Annotated in this window: 15 protein-coding genes and 1 pseudogene; 9 read left to right on the forward strand and 7 right to left on the reverse strand. The window is 72.5% G+C overall.

Annotated features, from left to right (window positions below; translation table 11 throughout):
- Nucleotides 1-40: 40 nt before the first annotated feature.
- Together ACZ3KJ_RS17915 and ACZ3KJ_RS17920 are read right to left on the reverse strand one after the other, a co-directional pair.
- Nucleotides 41-280, reverse strand: coding sequence for a DUF3263 domain-containing protein (locus tag ACZ3KJ_RS17915; RefSeq protein WP_467527963.1), 240 nt, complete (start codon nucleotides 278-280; stop codon nucleotides 41-43).
- A 22-nt stretch (nucleotides 281-302) separates the two neighbouring features.
- The gene (locus ACZ3KJ_RS17920; RefSeq protein ID WP_467527964.1) at nucleotides 303-1,583 is read right to left on the reverse strand and encodes an extracellular solute-binding protein; all 1,281 of its coding nucleotides are present in this window, start codon (nucleotides 1,581-1,583) and stop codon (nucleotides 303-305) included.
- Between the two features lie 379 nt (nucleotides 1,584-1,962).
- Between ACZ3KJ_RS17920 and ACZ3KJ_RS17925 the strand changes: the two genes are divergently transcribed.
- From ACZ3KJ_RS17925 to ACZ3KJ_RS17935, 3 genes are all read left to right on the forward strand, one after another.
- Nucleotides 1,963-2,904, forward strand: a complete 942-nt coding sequence (locus tag ACZ3KJ_RS17925) for an ROK family protein (RefSeq protein WP_467527966.1) — start codon at nucleotides 1,963-1,965, stop codon at nucleotides 2,902-2,904.
- Nucleotides 2,904-4,112, forward strand: coding sequence for an N-acetylglucosamine-6-phosphate deacetylase (nagA, locus tag ACZ3KJ_RS17930; RefSeq protein ID WP_467527968.1), 1,209 nt, complete (start codon nucleotides 2,904-2,906; stop codon nucleotides 4,110-4,112). Before ACZ3KJ_RS17925 ends, nagA begins: the two co-directional genes overlap by 1 nt.
- Nucleotides 4,113-4,247: 135 nt before the next feature.
- A complete protein-coding gene (locus ACZ3KJ_RS17935) occupies nucleotides 4,248-5,177 on the forward strand; it encodes a 1-phosphofructokinase family hexose kinase (RefSeq protein WP_467527970.1) in 930 nt (309 codons plus the stop codon).
- A 3-nt stretch (nucleotides 5,178-5,180) separates the two neighbouring features.
- On the opposite strand, the gene ACZ3KJ_RS17940 is transcribed toward ACZ3KJ_RS17935, so the two are convergent.
- Together ACZ3KJ_RS17940 and cdgB are read right to left on the reverse strand one after the other, a co-directional pair.
- A complete protein-coding gene (locus tag ACZ3KJ_RS17940) occupies nucleotides 5,181-6,137 on the reverse strand; it encodes a carbohydrate-binding protein (RefSeq protein ID WP_467527972.1) in 957 nt (318 codons plus the stop codon).
- Between the two features lie 142 nt (nucleotides 6,138-6,279).
- Nucleotides 6,280-7,953 carry a diguanylate cyclase CdgB gene (cdgB, locus tag ACZ3KJ_RS17945; RefSeq protein WP_467527973.1) on the reverse strand — a complete coding sequence of 558 codons (1,674 nt, stop codon included), beginning with the start codon at nucleotides 7,951-7,953 and terminating at the stop codon, nucleotides 6,280-6,282.
- 468 nt (nucleotides 7,954-8,421) lie between these two features.
- Between cdgB and ACZ3KJ_RS17950 the strand changes: the two genes are divergently transcribed.
- Together ACZ3KJ_RS17950 and ACZ3KJ_RS17955 are read left to right on the forward strand one after the other, a co-directional pair.
- Complete coding sequence (locus ACZ3KJ_RS17950; RefSeq protein ID WP_467528082.1) at nucleotides 8,422-8,940, forward strand: flavin reductase family protein; 519 nt, start codon at nucleotides 8,422-8,424, stop codon at nucleotides 8,938-8,940.
- Nucleotides 8,941-8,988: 48 nt separating this feature from the next.
- Nucleotides 8,989-9,564 carry a GNAT family N-acetyltransferase gene (locus ACZ3KJ_RS17955; protein ID WP_467527975.1) on the forward strand — a complete coding sequence of 192 codons (576 nt, stop codon included), beginning with the start codon at nucleotides 8,989-8,991 and terminating at the stop codon, nucleotides 9,562-9,564.
- Between the two features lie 29 nt (nucleotides 9,565-9,593).
- Here ACZ3KJ_RS17955 and arfB read toward each other — a convergent pair whose 3' ends face one another.
- Nucleotides 9,594-10,031, reverse strand: coding sequence for an alternative ribosome rescue aminoacyl-tRNA hydrolase ArfB (gene arfB, locus ACZ3KJ_RS17960; protein WP_467527977.1), 438 nt, complete (start codon nucleotides 10,029-10,031; stop codon nucleotides 9,594-9,596).
- 182 nt (nucleotides 10,032-10,213) lie between these two features.
- On the opposite strand from arfB, the gene ACZ3KJ_RS17965 reads away from it, so the two are divergent.
- Nucleotides 10,214-10,789: a TerD family protein gene (locus ACZ3KJ_RS17965; RefSeq protein WP_467527979.1), complete on the forward strand. Its 576-nt coding sequence runs from the start codon at nucleotides 10,214-10,216 to the stop codon at nucleotides 10,787-10,789.
- A 132-nt stretch (nucleotides 10,790-10,921) separates the two neighbouring features.
- Here the strand turns inward: ACZ3KJ_RS17965 and ACZ3KJ_RS17970 are convergent, their stop codons facing one another.
- Together ACZ3KJ_RS17970 and ACZ3KJ_RS17975 are read right to left on the reverse strand one after the other, a co-directional pair.
- Nucleotides 10,922-11,098, reverse strand: coding sequence for a DUF397 domain-containing protein (locus tag ACZ3KJ_RS17970; RefSeq protein WP_467527981.1), 177 nt, complete (start codon nucleotides 11,096-11,098; stop codon nucleotides 10,922-10,924).
- 11 nt (nucleotides 11,099-11,109) lie between these two features.
- A complete protein-coding gene (locus ACZ3KJ_RS17975) occupies nucleotides 11,110-11,961 on the reverse strand; it encodes a helix-turn-helix domain-containing protein (protein WP_467527983.1) in 852 nt (283 codons plus the stop codon).
- Between the two features lie 227 nt (nucleotides 11,962-12,188).
- On the opposite strand from ACZ3KJ_RS17975, the gene ACZ3KJ_RS17980 reads away from it, so the two are divergent.
- The 3 genes and pseudogenes from ACZ3KJ_RS17980 to ACZ3KJ_RS17990 all read left to right on the forward strand — a co-directional run bounded on the left by ACZ3KJ_RS17980 (nucleotide 12,189) and on the right by ACZ3KJ_RS17990 (nucleotide 14,363).
- On the forward strand, nucleotides 12,189-12,590 hold the full coding sequence (locus ACZ3KJ_RS17980; protein ID WP_467527985.1) for an ATP-binding protein: 402 nt from the start codon (nucleotides 12,189-12,191) through the stop codon (nucleotides 12,588-12,590).
- Between the two features lie 32 nt (nucleotides 12,591-12,622).
- Nucleotides 12,623-13,608: pseudogene (locus tag ACZ3KJ_RS17985) on the forward strand (GNAT family N-acetyltransferase).
- Nucleotides 13,609-13,862: 254 nt separating this feature from the next.
- The gene (locus ACZ3KJ_RS17990; protein WP_389521310.1) at nucleotides 13,863-14,363 is read left to right on the forward strand and encodes a hypothetical protein; all 501 of its coding nucleotides are present in this window, start codon (nucleotides 13,863-13,865) and stop codon (nucleotides 14,361-14,363) included.
- Nucleotides 14,364-14,394 lie beyond the last annotated feature (31 nt).

Genomic DNA, 14,394 nt, shown 5'->3' on the forward strand with positions numbered 1-14,394 from the left:
TGCGGGGGCGGAGCCCCCGCATACCGCGGGCCGCACCGCGTCAGCGTTCGGCCCGCCGAGCCTCCCGCACGCGCCGCAACCGGTTCACCGTGACCGGATCGTGGGCCAGCGCCCGAGGGTCGTCCAGCAGCGCGTTGAGCAGCTGGTAGTAACGGACCGGGGACAGGTCCAGCTCCTCACGGATCGCCCGTTCCTTCGCTCCGGGCGCGGAGATCCCGCGCCGTTCCAGGGCGAGGATGTCCCGCTCCCTCGCCCCCAGTTCCGCCTCCGGCCGCTGCATGCCCGCACCGTAACCCAACGGCTCAGCCGGTGGCGCCGCTCTCCGCGGTGGTCGCCGTCGCCTCGATCTGGCCGAGGACGCCCGCCGGGCTGCCGTCGGCGGTCACGGCCTGGCCGATCCGCTTCTTGATGTCCGCGCTGACCGTCGCCCACGAGGTCCGCCCCACCGGATACAGCTCGGACGACGGGAGCTGGTCCAGGAACGGCTTGAGGTCCGCGTCCTCCGACGCCGTGCTCATGACCTGGGAGGCGGAGGTGGTGACCGGCAGCAGGTCGTACTCGCGGGAGAAGGAGAGGACGTTCTCCTCGCTGTAGACGAAGTCCAGGAACTCACCGATCTGCTCGGCGTGCCCGTTCTGCTTGAAGGCGGTCATCCAGTCGGCGACGCCCAGGGAGACCTTGGAGGGGCCGTCGACGCCGGGCATCGCCACCATGCCGAACTTCACGCCCTTCTTCTCGGCCGCCTTCATCAGCGAGGGGTGCCCGTTGAGCATGCCGACCTTCCCGGCGGTGAACGCCTCGAACGCGTCGGCCCGGTTGAGCTTGCCCGGCGCGACCGGCCCGGTCAGGCCCTCGCCGACCAGCTCGTTCTTCAGCCAGGTGAACGTCTCGACGTTCTCGGTGGAGTCGATGCTGTAGCCGGTGGCGGTCGCGGTGTAGCCGCCCCCGCCGCTGAGCAGCCACTGCATCGTCTCGGCCTGTGCCTCCTCGGAGCCGAGGGGCAGCGCGTACGGGTAGTCGACGCCCTCCTCCTCGAGCGCCTCGGCGTCCTCGGCGAGCTCGTCCCAGGTGGTGGGCGGGGTGGTGATCCCGGCCTTCTCGAAGAGGGTCTTGTTGTAGAACAGCAGCCGCGTCGAGGAGGCGAACGGCATGCCGTACTGCACGCCCCGCACCTCGCCCGCGTCGGCGAGCTGCGAGACGAAGTCGGCCTGGACGGGGATGGAGAGGACGTCACCGGCCTTGTAGAGCAGGTCGTCGGCGGCGTAGTCGGCGTACGAGCCGATCTGCGCCATGTCGGGCGCGTCGCCGTCGTCGACCATCTCCTTGACCTCGCGGTCGACGTCGTTCCAGGAGTGGACGGTGACCTCGACCTTGATGCCGGGGTGGTCCTTCTCGAACTCCTCGACCAGCGCGTCCCAGTACTTCTGGGAGCTGTTGGCGCTGCTGTCGCCGTAGTCGGCGGCGACGAGTCTGAGGGTGACGTCTCCGGAGTCGCCGGTGACCCCGCACCCGGCGAGGACCGCCGTCATACCGAGGGCGGATGCCACCGCGATCGTTCCTGACCTGCCTGCCCGCCGCTGCACTGCGCTTCGTCTCCCCAACTGCTTCGTGCGTCCGTTGTCCGCACTCTGGACAACTGATTGCTCATACCAATGGACCGGAATCCGAACTAAGGTCTACACCACCTCTGTGGACTAGACCTCTCGCGGGCCTCGCACCGCCCTCGCACCGCCCCTCGCACCGCCCTCGCACCGCCCCTCGCACCGCCCTCGCACCGCCCCTCGCACCGCCCCTCGCACCGCCCCTCGCACCGCCCTCGCACCGCCCCCGCGCCGCCCTCCCGCGGACCCCGGACGACGCCCCGGCACCCCCCGGACGGACCCCTCCCGACCCCGCACAGCGCACCCAAAACCGTGCAAGTGGACTAGACCTCTCCTGGGTCCTCGGGCCACACTGTCCCCCGTGAGACATGTCATCGCCCTCGACGTGGGCGGCACCGGGATGAAGGCCGCCCTGGTCGGAGCGGACGGCACGCTGCTGCACCGGGCCCGCCGGGCCACCGGACGCGAGCACGGCCCCCAAGCGGTCGTCGCCGGCATCCTCGACTTCGCCGCCGAGCTGCACGCCCACGGCGCCGCACACCTGGGCGAACCCGCGGCGGCCGCCGGCATCGCCGTCCCCGGCATCATCGACGAGGCCCGGGGAGTCGCCGTCTACGCGGCCAATCTCGGCTGGCGGGACGTCCCCCTGCGCGACCTGCTCGCCACCCGCCTGGGCATCCCGGTCGCCCTCGGCCACGACGTGCGCACCGGCGGCCTCGCCGAGGGGCGGATCGGCGCGGGCCGGGGCGCCGACCGCTTCCTGTTCGTGGCGCTGGGCACCGGTATCGCGGGCGCCATCGGCGTCGACGGCCGGGTCGAGGCGGGCGCGCACGGCTTCGCCGGCGAGATCGGCCACATCGTCGTACGGCCCGGCGGCACGCCCTGCCCGTGCGGGCAGCGCGGCTGCCTGGAGCGGTACGCGTCCGCGGCGGCGGTGAGCGAGGCGTGGGCGGCGGCCTGCGGGGATCCGGGGGCGGACGCGGCGGACTGCGCGAAGGCCGTCGCGTCCGGCGACCCGGACGCCGTCCGGATCTGGCAGGAGGCCGTGGACGCCCTGGCCGACGGCCTGGTCACCGCGCTCACCCTGCTGGACCCCCGCACGCTCGTCATCGGTGGCGGGCTCGCCGAGGCGGGGGAAACCTTGTTCACACCACTACGGGACGCCGTCCGGCGGCGCCTCACCTTCCAGAAACTGCCGACGATCGCCCCCGCCGCCCTGGGCGACACCGCCGGATGCCTGGGCGCGGGACTCCTGGCCCGGGATCTCCTGAAGACGACCGACGGTACGGAGGTAACGCCCTGATGGTCACCCACGCAGGGGCGCGGGGAACTGCGCGACAGACCGCACACCACCCGCGGCCCGCGGCCGGCGGGGCGCCCTTCGTCCTCTCCGGCGCCGACGTGGTCCTCCCCGGCGGAACGGTCCGCGGCGGCAGGCTGGTCGTCGACGGCACCCGTATCGCCGCCACGGCCCCGGACGGCGTCCAGGTGATCGACGCGAGGGGGCACTGGCTGGTCCCCGGCTTCGTCGACCTGCACAACCACGGCGGCGGCGGAGCCTCGTTCTCCGGCCCGGCCGAGGACGTCCTGCGGGCCGTGCGCACCCACCGCCGGCACGGCACCACCACCCTCGTCGCCTCCACCGTCACCGACGACATGGACCTCCTCGTCCGGCAGGCGGGACTGCTGTCGGAGCTGGCCGAGCAGGGCGACATCGCGGGCATCCACTTCGAGGGGCCGTTCATCTCGCCGTGCCGCAAGGGCGCGCACTCCGAGAAGCTGCTGCGCGACCCGGACCCGGCGCAGGTGCGCAAGCTGGTCGACGCGGCGCGCGGCCGGGCGAAGATGGTCACGCTGGCCACGGAACTGCCGGGCGGCCTGGACTCCGTACGGCTGCTCGTCGAGCACGGTGTGATCGCCGCCGTCGGCCACACGGACGCCACCTACGAGCAGACCGTCGAGGCGATCGAGGCGGGCGCCACCGTCGCCACCCACCTCTTCAACGCGATGCCCGTCCTCGGACACCGCGCCCCCGGCCCGATCGCCGCGCTGCTGGAGGACGAGCGGGTCACGGTCGAGCTGATCAACGACGGGGTCCATCTGCACCCGGCCGCGCTGGAGCTGGCGTTCCGTCACGCGGGCGCGGGGCGGGTGGCGTTCATCACGGACGCGATGGACGCGGCCGGCAGCGCCGACGGCCGCTATCTGCTCGGCCCGCTGGAGGTGGAGGTCAGCGGGGGCGTGGCCCGTCTGGTGGACGGCGGTTCCATCGCCGGCTCCACCCTCACCCTGGACCGCGCCTTCCGGCGCGCGGTGACGGTCGACCGCCTCCCGGTCGAGGACGTGGTCGAGGCCCTGTCCGCCACCCCGGCCCGGCTGCTGGGCGTGGCCGACCGCGTGGGCTCCCTGGAACCCGGCAAGGACGCCGACCTGGTCCTGCTGGACGAGGACTTCGCGCTGAAGGGCGTGATGCGGCGAGGGGAATGGGTGGTCGATCCCCAACTGGCCTGAAACGTCCGCCCGCTGGGAGACGGCGGACGGGCCGGGGTCTGGGCCGTCCGCCGTCTCTTTGGCATGATCGAGCCCCCGGAAACCCGGGAAGAAGGACACAGAAGGCGAACGCGCGCCATTTCGGGGGAGGTCACGGTGATCCTCACGGTCACGCTCAACACCGCTCTCGGCATCACCCACCGCGTCCCGGCCCTGCGCCCGCACACCAGGCACCGGGTGACCGAGGTGACGGAACGCGCCGGCGGCAAGGGCCTGGACGTGGCGCGGGTGCTGGCCGCGCTGGGACACGAGGTGACGGTCACCGGCTTCGCGGGCGGGGCCACCGGGCGGGAGGTGCGCGACCTCCTCACGGGCGTCACGGGCGTCACCGACGCCCTCGTCCCGGTCTCCGGCACGACCCGCCGCACGGTCGCCGTCGTCGACGAACGCACCGGTGACACCACCCGGTTCGACGAACCCGGCCCCGTGATCACGCCCGCCGAGTGGTCGGCCTTCCAGCGGACGTACGAGGCCCTGGTGGCCGGGGCCCGGGCGGTCGCCCTGTGCGGCAGTCTGCCGCCGGGCGTACCGGTCGGCGCGTACGCGGGGCTGGTGCGCACCGCGCGGGCCGCGGGGACGCCGGTCCTGCTGGACACCGGTGGGGAGCCGCTGCGGCGCGCGGTCGCCGCCCGCCCGGACCTGATCACGCCGGACGCCGGCGAACTGGCCGAACTGACCGGCTCGCACGAGCCGTTGCGCGCCACGGAGGACGCCCGCCGGCGCGGCGCCCGCGCCGTGGTGGCGTTCCTGGGCACGGAGGGCCTGGTCGCGGCGGCCCCGGAGGGCCGCTGGCGGGCCCTCCCGCCCGCCCGGCCGCGCGGCACGCCGGTGCGTGCCGGCGACCGCGTCACCGCCGGTCTGCTGTCGGGGCTGGTGGACCGGCTGCCCTGGCCGCAGCGGCTGGCCCGCGCGCTCGCCCTGTCCGCGGCGACCGCGCCGTCCCCGGCGGCCGGCGGGTTCGACCGGGCCGCGTACGAGGAGCTGGTGGCGCGGGTGGCGGTGACCGGCGAGGCCGGCGCGGCCTGAGCGCTACTCGGTGACCTGCCCCTGCTTCAGCCACAGCTGGTCCAGGAGCGCGTTGCACTTGTCGCCGTTCTCGCAGGAGAGGCTGACGGTGTTGGTGCCCTTGGTGAGGGTCGGGTAGGCGTAGGTGGTGGTCCAGCCCTTGGCGAAGTCCCCGTCGGCGGCGTTCGCGTAGTTCTTCATGCTCAGCGGGGTGCCGAACTTCTTGCCGTTGATGGTGAGCGTCATCGACTGGTCGTCGCCGGCGGTGCTGTAGTGCGCGAAGAGGGTGTAGGTGCCCTCCTCGGGGATGCCGTCGACGGTCCAGGTCACGGAGCTGCCGACCTGGTTGAGGTTGGCGACGTAGATGCCGCCGTCCGCCTGCGCGCCCTCGACGTCGGAGGCCAGCGCGGCGGCGCCGCCGAGGCGCAGGGCCTTGGCGTCGATCGTCGGCAGTTCGGCCTCGTCGTCCGCGTCGTCGGCGCCGGACTCGCTGGGCGAGGCGCTGGCGGTGGCGGTGGGGGCGGTGGACACCTGGTCCGCGGTGTCCTGGCTGTCGTCGTCGCCGCTGCCGTTGGCCATGACGACGGCGATGCCCACGACGACCGCGGCGAGGACCGCGACGGCGCCGATCAGCAGGCCCTTGGTGTTGGGGCCGCGGCCCCGGCCGCCGGAGGGCGCCGGCCGGCGTCCCCCGGGCGCGTTGCCGCCGGGGGCGGTCCCGGGCGCGCTGTGGCCGTTCGGCTGCCCGTACGCACCCTGCTGCGGCACCGTCGGCTGGCCGTACTGCCCGTACTGCGCGGTCTGCTGCTGCGGCTGCTGCCCGTACCTGCGCTCGCCGACGGTGCGCACGCGGCTGACGGAGTTCGGGTAGCCGTAGCCGCCCGAGGGGGGCTGGGCTCCGTTGGCCTGGCCGTCGGCGTAGAGATAGCCGAACGGGTCGTCGTCCTCGGGCGTGCTCGCGCCGTTGTTGCCGGGCGTCATCCTCTCGTACTCCTCAACAGGTGCGGGGCGGATGCGTACGCGTGTGAATAGGTGCGGAGAAGAGCGAGCCTACCCGGTCCGTGGGCCACGAACGGGTGACCCGGATCGCACGAACTCGCCCATCAGGTCCCTGACCTGCGGATCATCCGGCCCGCCTGTGCTGTTTGGGACGAGATCGTTTCTCGACGTACATCCGCTCGTCCGCCGACTTCAGGACCTCGTCGGCGGTCATCCCGCAGTGCGCCCAGCCGATGCCGAAGCTGGCGCCGACGCGCACGGCCCGGCCCTCGGCGCGGATCGGCTGGATGATCTCGTTGCGCAGGCGTACGGCGAGGTCCTCGGCGTCGGCGCGGCCGAGTCCGTCGGCGAGGATCACGAACTCGTCGCCGCCGAGCCGGGCGACGGTGTCGCCGTCCCGGACGCCGTGGGAGAGCCGTCGGGCGACCTCGACGAGGACGGCGTCGCCCGCGTTGTGCCCGAACCGGTCGTTGATCGACTTGAAGCCGTCGAGGTCGCAGAAGAGGACCGCGAGCCCCTTGGTGCCGTCGTCGCGGCCGCTCTCCTCGGGGGCGACGGTGTGCACGTGGTGGTCGTAGGCGTCGTAGGCCTCGCCGCCGCCGGACGGGTGGTAGTCGAAGCCGTGCCCGCCGCCGGTGTCGAAGGCGGGGTGGTCGTAGGCGGCGTCCATCGCGTCGACGGCGGTGGGGTGGGTGGACTGCGGGCGCCGGCAGAGCCGGGCGGAGAGGCGGGAGCGCAGTTCCGCGGAGTTCGGCAGGCCGGTGAGGGAGTCGTGGGAGGCGCGGTGGGCGAGCTGGAGCTCGCGCCGCTTGCGTTCCTCGATGTCCTCGACGTGGGTGAGGAGGAAGCGGGGTCCGTCGGCGGCGTCGGCGACGACGCTGTTGCGCAGCGAGACCCAGACGTAGCTGCCGTCGCGGCGGCCGAGGCGGAGCTCGGCGCGGCCGCCCTCGGCGGAGGTGCGCAGCAGGGTGCCCATGTCCTCGGGGTGGACGAGGTCGGAGAAGGAGTAGCGGCGCATCGCGGAGGCGGGGCGGCCCAGCAGGCGGCACAGGGCGTCGTTGGTGCGCAGGATCCGGCCGTGCTGGTCGCCGCCCATCTCGGCGATGGCCATGCCGGAGGGGGCGTACTCGAAGGCCTGCCGGAAGCTTTCCTCACTGGCGCGCAGGGCCTGCTGCTCGCGTTCGAGCCGGACCAGGGCCCGCTGCATGTTCGCCCGCAGACGCGCGTTGCTGATGGCGATGGCGGCCTGGAAGGCGTACATCTGGAGCGCCTCGCGGCCCCAGGCGCCGGGCCGCCGGCCGTTGCGGGGCCGGTCCACGGAGAGGACGCCGATCAGTTCGCCGCAGGCGCCGCCGCCGGGCGAGGCGGGCATGTACATGGGCGCGAAGAGGCGGTCGGAGGGGTGCCACTCGTCCTCGAAGCGCGGGTCGGGCCCGTCGGTGTACCACTGCGGGACGTCGTCGTCGTCGAGGACCCAGCCCTCGGTGTGGGATATGAAGACCAGGTCGCCCCAGTTCTCGCCCATGGCCAGGCGCCGCTCCCAGGACTCCCGGGAGCCGACCCGGCCGGTGATGAGGGCCTCGGCGGCGGGGTTGCCGGAGAAGGCGGCGACGACCAGGTCGCCGTCGGGGCGTACGAGGTTGACGCACGCCAGCTCGTAACCGAGCGCGTTGACCACTCCGTCGGCGACGGTCTGCAGTGTGTCGGCCAGGCTCCGTGCCGTGTTCATGTCGGCCATGACCTGGTGCAGCTGTCGCAGGGACGCAAGACGGACGTACGGCTCCGACTCGGTCTCCATGCTTCGCCCTCCCCCCGAGACTTCGCAGCGAATCAAGGGTTGTCTTCGGCGTGACGTCGTTTCTCTTCGTCGTGTCTGCCGTTGTTCCGACGCCGTTCCGGCGCCGTTCTGCCGGGTGTCTGAACCAGTGGCGTCTCCGCCACTGAATCACAGCGTGCTCCCCACTCGGTACACAGGGTCAACAATTCCCGACTCTTGTGACTCAAGTCACATAAAAACGTGAGCAATTACGTGGAGATTCCGCGTCTTCCCTGTGCGTTTACTGAGCACATGGCCGTGCACGGCCGAGCGTACGCGAATCCGTCCGCGGACCTACGACCCGTCCTACGACCGTCCCGCGGCCGTTCTCGGGCGGAGGTCCGATGCGGCGCGGACCACGCGGACACTAGCCTCCGGGATGTGCCTCCAGACGTGTCCAAGACGCTCCCCGCCCCCGCCGCCCCCGCCGCCTCCGGGCATGCTGAGGGGGTGAGCGACGACGAGTTCCGCGCCGCGATGTCCCGGCTCGCCGGCGGTGTGGTCCTGGTGACCTCCCAGGAGCCGCCGCTGGACCCGGACGACCCGCGGGCGCCCGAGGGCGAGTACGCCGGCATGACGGCCACGGCGTTCCTGTCCGTCTCCCTGGACCCGCCCCTGGTCCTGGTCAGTCTGCGCACCGGCTCCCGCATGGACGACCTGCTGGACGAGCAGCCGCTGTGGGGCGTGTCGGTCCTCGCCGAGAGCCAGCGCCACATCGCCGGCCGCTTCGCGATGAAGGGCCGCCTCAGCGACCGCCTGCTCTTCGAGGACATCCCGTACACCCCCGGCGAGGCCACCGGCGCGCCCCTCGTCGGCGGCGCGCTGGCCACCCTGGAGTGCCGCACCGAACAGCGGGTGGCGGCGGGCGACCACACCCTCGTCATCGGCCGGGTGCTGCGGGCCCGGGTACCGAGCGCGCAAGGCGGTCCGCTCCTCTATTTCAAGGGCCGTTACCGCCAGTTGAACTGAACGCCAATTCAGTGGCCGTTCCCCGCTCGCGCGCCCTACGGTGCCCGGATGACGAGCAACCGGGGAACGGCGGCGGGAACAGTGACGACGACGGCGGGAACGACGGCGGGAACGACGGCGGGAACGACGCCGGCCGCGACGGTGGCCGCATTGGGAACGGCGTCTTCCGTCAGGCTCGAGGAAATAACTCCCGCGAATATCGAAACCGCGCTCGCCATTCGGGTCCGGCCCGAGCAGGAATTCGCGGTCTCCCCGGTGGTGAAGTCCCTCGCGCAGGCCTACGTGTACCCCGCGGCCGCCTGGCCCCGCCTGATCGTCGACGGGGACCGGCCGGTCGGCTTCCTGATGGCGTTCCTCGACATCGACTGGAAGGAGGACGGCGGCAGCCTCGTCCGCTCCGGCCTGTGGCGCCTGAACATCGCCGCGCGGGAGCAGGGCCGCGGCTACGGGCGCTTCGCCGTGCGATCCGTCGCCGCGGAGATCCGCCGCCGCGGCGGCACCGGGATGTACGTGACCTGGCACCCCGGCGAGCACGGCCCCGAGGGCTTCTACCTGGGCCTCGGCTTCCGGGACACCGGGGAGCGGGCGGCGGGGGAGACGGTGGGGGTGCTGGCCCTGGCCTGACCATCCGACCGGCCCGCGGGCGGGTCCCCTCAGCCCCAGTCCCGCCCGTTCCTCCCCCGCTTGGTCTGCGACCGCTGCTTCTTCTCCCGCAGCCGGCGTTCGTTGATCCCGCGCGGGATGCGGGTGGGCCGGCGCGGCTTCGGCGGGGGCGCGGTGGCCTCGGAGAGGAGGGCGGCGAGGCGTACGGCGGCGGCCTCGCGGTTGCGCCACTGGGAGCGGTGCTCGGAGGCGCGTACGCTCACCACGCCGTCGACCAGGCGCCCGGCGAGCCGCTCCAGCGCCCGCGCCTTCCACACCTCGGGCAGCGCCTCGGTGCGGGCCAGGTCGAAGCGGAGCTCGACCTGCGAGTCGCTGGTGTTGACGTGCTGCCCGCCGGGCCCCGACGACCGCGAGAAACGCCACATGAGCTCGGCCTCGGGGAGCGAGACGGAGCCGCGGACGGGATAGGGACCGGACATGCCGTACATGTTCCCGCCTGTGACCGGTCCACGTCACCCCAATATCCGGCCCCGTCCGGCTCGCCGCCTCCGATTCGGTAAAGAAAGTAAAGACACGGGGAACCTTGGGCGCCCTTCGCCGCGTTCATAGGGATAGCTGTAGCTTCGTGGCGCACGAAGCCTCTACGCACCGAGGGAAAGGACTCCCAACCATGGCTGTAAGCCTGTCCAAGGGTGGCAACGTCTCGCTCACCAAGGAGGCTCCGGGCCTGACCGCCGTCACCGTGGGCCTCGGCTGGGACGTCCGCACGACCACCGGCACCGACTTCGACCTGGACGCCTCCGCGATCGCGGTGAACACCCAGGGCAGGGTCTACTCGGACGCCCACTTCGTCTTCTTCAACAACAAGCAGACCCCGGACAACACCATCGTCCACACCGGCGACAACCGCACCGGCGAGGGCGCGGGCGACGACGAGGCGATCAACGTCAACCTGGCGGCCCTCCCGGCCGACATCGACAAGATCGTCTTCCCGGTCTCCATCTACGACGCGGAGAACCGCTCGCAGAACTTCGGCCAGGTCCGCAACGCCTACATCCGCATCGTCAACCAGGCCGGCGGCGCGGAGGTCGCCCGCTACGACCTGTCCGAGGACGCGGCGACCGAGACCGCCATGATCTTCGGCGAGCTGTACCGCAACGGCGCGGAGTGGAAGTTCCGCGCGGTCGGCCAGGGCTACGCCTCGGGCCTGGTGGGCATCGCCCAGGACTTCGGCGTGAACGTCTGACCGACGGCTCGCCCGTCCCGACGGCTCGCCCGCCCCTGTCGCACGGGAGCCCCTTGCCTTTCCGGCGGGGGGCTCTTCGCGCTGGACGAAGGCATGCGGCCCGCGTCGAGCACCCTCCCTGCGCCCCGGCGCCTACGCCCCGGCCTTGAGACGGCGTATCAGGCCCAGCAGGCCTGCGGGAGCCAGTTCGAGTACGGCTTCGGGGGCCTCGCTCTCACGGAGGAGGAGAAGAGGTTCGGCGGAGGCGACTTCAATGCAGTTCCCACCCTCGACCCCGGAGAACGACGACTTCTGCCACTGCACGGACACGTGTGAACCTCTCAGAGCTCTCGGACAATGCGATGGATGAGCTGCCGGGACTCCAGCACGCTCAGCGACGAGCGCTCGGCGATGTCGAGCAGCATCCGGTACCTGGTCAGCTTGGCCTCGTCCACCAGGAAGAGCACGCCCAAGGGGCTGTCCACCTGCACTGTGTCCAGCTGCGGTACGACGCCCCCGGCATACATCGGGGCATCCGTCGCCTCGATGAACTCCTCGCAGTTGAAGGGAAGTACCCGAAGCGTCACCGTCGGCCACTCCGACGCTTCCAGCAAGTACTCAAGCTGCCCCTTGGCGACCTTGCGCCCTCCAAAGCGCATGCGCAGCGCGGCTTCGTGAACGATGACTTCGAAGGGCAGCGGATCCTCCCTCTCGAAGATGCAGCGCCGCGTCAGCCGAAACGCAACCCGTTCGTCCACGTCCTCCGCGGGCAGCACAGGCCGGTAACTGCGGTGGATCGCCCGGATATAGTCCTCGGTCTGGAGGATCCCCGGCACGTTCACCACGTGGACACTGCGCAAGTACGTCGCGTGGTACTCCGCTTCGGCGATGTCGAGGAAACCGGGGGCGAGAACACCCCGGTACTCCTCCCACCACCCCTTCACTCGCTCCTCGGCCATCGCGCAGAGCGCTTCGACCAGTTTCTGGTCCGAAGCCGAGTACAGCGTGGCCAGCTTCCGCACGCGCTCCGCGCTGACGCCCCAGCGGCCCGCCTCGATGTGGCTGATCTGTGCCTGATTACCGCCGAGGAACGCTCCCGCCTCACGAGCCGCCATCCCCGCCGCTTCACGCAGCTTGCGTAGCTCCGCACCCAATCGGGCCTGACGAGCGGTGGGGTTGCTCCTGGGTGGCATCTGTCCCTCTCCTCATCGAGCGGTCCAAGTCTGCCGCGCGCACGTACGACAGGTCCACTCACTTGAGTGGCTTTTCCGGCACATCCATGTGACGGCGCATGGATGTGCCCTACTGTCGTCCTCGTCAGCGCGCGGCACGCCAGTGAACCGCAGTGCAGGCACTCCACGGTGCCCGAGCCACGGTGGCCCACCCGCGCATCCCCTCGACAAAACCCGGAGCCGAATCCATGGACACCACCCCGCAGACCTACCACCTCACCACCCCCAACTCGCCGCTCAGTCCCCGCATCTGCCGCGACACCGTCGCCCTGCTCCTCACCACCAGCGGTCACGCCCCGCACCTCGCCGACACCGCCCGCACCCTCGTCTCCGAGGTCGTCACCAACGCCGTACGGCACACCTCGGCCCCCACCATCCACCTCACCACCGCGGTCACCAGGGACGGTGTGCGGGTGGCGGTGTATGACGACGGGCCGTTGCCGAATCTGGTGCCGTCCGCGCCCACCGTCAGCGACGAGAACGGCCGCGGCTTACTCCTCGTCCAGGCGCTGGCGCAGGCGTGGGGTACGGGTCCGGCCCACGATCCCGGCCGGCCCGGCAAACACGTCTGGTTCGAGCTGTCCGGCTGATCCGCCCACCGGCCGCCCACTAGCCTGCACGGGTGATCCTCAGTCCCCTCCCCCTCACCCCGGACCGCCGCATCCCCGCCGCCCTCCTCGCCGAGCTCACCGCCCTCTACGCCTCCCAGCGCGCGTTCCACGCGCTCAGCGGCGACTTCCCCGACCCGGACGGGATCCGGCCGGAGCAGGTGGCGGAGTCGCTGGCCAAGGAGGCGGCGCATCCGGACGGGGAGGTGCTGCTCGCGCGGAGCGAGGGGCGGCTCGTCGGGGTCGTGACCACCCTCGGGCGCCATCCCGACCCCGCCGACCCCGATCCCTGGATCGGGCTGCTGATGGTGGACGCGGCCGTGCAGGGCCGGGGGCACGGGCGCCGGATCGCCGAGGCCGTCGAGGACCGTTTCCGCGCCGCCGGCCGCGCCGCCGTACGGCTGGCCGTGCTGGACGCCAATCCACGGGGGCTCGCGTTCTGGCAGGCGCTCGGGTACGAGGTCGTCGACCACCGGTCCGACCTGCGGCTCGGCCGGCCCTGCGCCGTGCTGCGCAAGCCGCTCCGCACCTTCCGGCGCGCGGCCCGCGTCGCCGTGGTCGCCCCCGACGGGTCGGTCCTGCTCTTCCGGTACGACAACGTCGAGGTCGGCGTGCACTGGGCGCTGCCCGGCGGCGGGCTGGAGGAGGGCGAGTCGCCGCGCGAGGGCGCCCTGCGGGAACTGGCCGAGGAGACCGGGTGGACGGACCTGGAGCCCGGACCGCTGCTGTGCACCTGGGAACACGACTTCACCCGGGTCGCCTCCCGCGGGGGGACCCGCGTCCACATCGCCGTCCGCCAGCACGAGCACGTCTACGTCACGCCGGGCCCGCGCCGGGAGCCCTCCGGCGCCGACCTGGCCGCCGCGCACGCCGCCGACGCCATCCTCGCCTGGCGCTGGTGGACACGGGAGGAACTCGCCGAGGAGGCGGAGCCGGTGTGGCGACCGGGCTCGCCCGCCTGCTGGACGAGTGGGACGCCGACGCCTCCCGACGGCGGTGATCCGTGCTCCCGCCACCAGGCGCGGGGCGGCCCCGAAGCGGGGCGGGTCCGGAGCGGGGCGGGTCCGGAGCGGGGCGAGCACAGAGGCAAGGCGGGCGCGGGGCGATGCGGGCGGGGCGCGGAGTCAAGGCGGGCCCGGAGCGAGAGCGGCGCGGGCCCGGAGCGAGAGCGGCGCGGGCCCGGAGCAAGGGCGGCGCGAGGAGAAGGCGGGCCGCGGAGGCAGGGCAAGCGCGGGGCGTGACACCATCGCCTACGTGCTCGACATCGGCTACGCCCTCTCCAACCGCTTCCCCGACCCTCCGCAGACCGACTACCGCCGCGCGGACGTCCACGCGCTGCGGCACGACCTGTTCTGCGGGGACGTCTACCTCGCCGACACCAAGGCGGACCGGGAGCTGTCCACAGCCTGGGGATGGGTGCCGGTGCTCGACTTCGCGTGGGCGCTGTGCGACATCGTGGAGCGGATCGACCGCGACCCGGCGGGCTCCCGCGCCTCCCGCCCGCAGTACGCCGAGCTGGACTTCACCGAGTCGACCGACCGCATGCTCTTCGAGCGCCGCTTCGGCTGGGTGGACGTCGAGGCCGACTGGATGCCGGCCGAGGAACCCCCGCTGACCTTCTCGCACGCGGAACTGCGCCGCGAGGCCCGCGACTTCCTGCACGACCTGATCGCCGATCTGGTCGACCTCCACGAGGACCTGGGCGAGAACCCGGCGATCTGGACCCTTCAGGCGAAGTTCCCCCGGGTGGGGTGACCACCGGACGGCCCCGCCTCGGTCCGCCGCC

The organism is Streptomyces sp. NPDC003248 (assembly GCF_055563235.1).